This window comes from Candidatus Margulisiibacteriota bacterium (genome assembly GCA_003242895.1).
GTDB lineage: Bacteria > Margulisbacteria > Riflemargulisbacteria > GWF2-39-127 > GWF2-39-127 > GWF2-39-127.
In genome coordinates this window covers 1-666 of record QKMY01000002.1, presented here as the reverse complement: position 1 = coordinate 666, position 666 = coordinate 1, and the positions used below count along the sequence as shown (strand labels likewise).

Annotated in this window: 1 tRNA gene; it reads left to right on the top strand. The window is 37.4% G+C overall.

Annotated features, from left to right (window positions below):
• The first annotated feature begins 431 nt into the window (after positions 1 to 431).
• Positions 432 to 522 (top strand) — tRNA-Ser (locus DKM50_00080).
• The last annotated feature ends 144 nt before the right edge of the window (positions 523 to 666 follow it).

Sequence of the window (666 nt, the reverse complement as noted above, 5' to 3'; positions counted from 1 at the left end):
ATATTTTCTCACCAATTAGGAGATCCTTGTTTGCCTCTATTTTTCAATATCACTACAATGTTTTTTTGAGTTGCTATAGTTCTCTGTTTAGGAGTTGGGGTATTCCACCCCAAGATTATTCCATCCCAACTCCTAAATAGGAAAGGATAATTACAACTTGCGAAAGTTGTAAATTATCATAGTTACCAATTGGAGGGCTTAATGAAAAAGTTCTTGCCGCTTATCAGTTTGTTATACATAAAGTTATTCCAAAATTTTTTTATATACTAAAGTATATCGCCACCAGTAGCTATTACTGAAGAATTATCCTTAAGCACATTTACGGAAAAGTTATAAGCACTTTCAATTCTGACAAAAAACTTGCCAGAATAACCATAATCCAGTAAAATACGATTGTTGATATTCAAATTTGGATATCAATCAGCCAGTGCGGAGGGGTACCCAAGAGGCTGAAGGGGCGGGTTTGCTAAACCTGTAGTGGTGTCAAAGCCAGCGAGAGTTCGAATCTCTCCTCCTCCGCCAAATTTAGACTGCCTTCACAGTAATTAGCGCATAGGTCGCTTTTTCGGCTCTACTCCGAAGATGGGGGAATCCAGATATTAACGACATAGTATTTTAACCCACAATCTGTAATTTTCAAAGTTTCTAAAACCGTAAGCCCTTCTT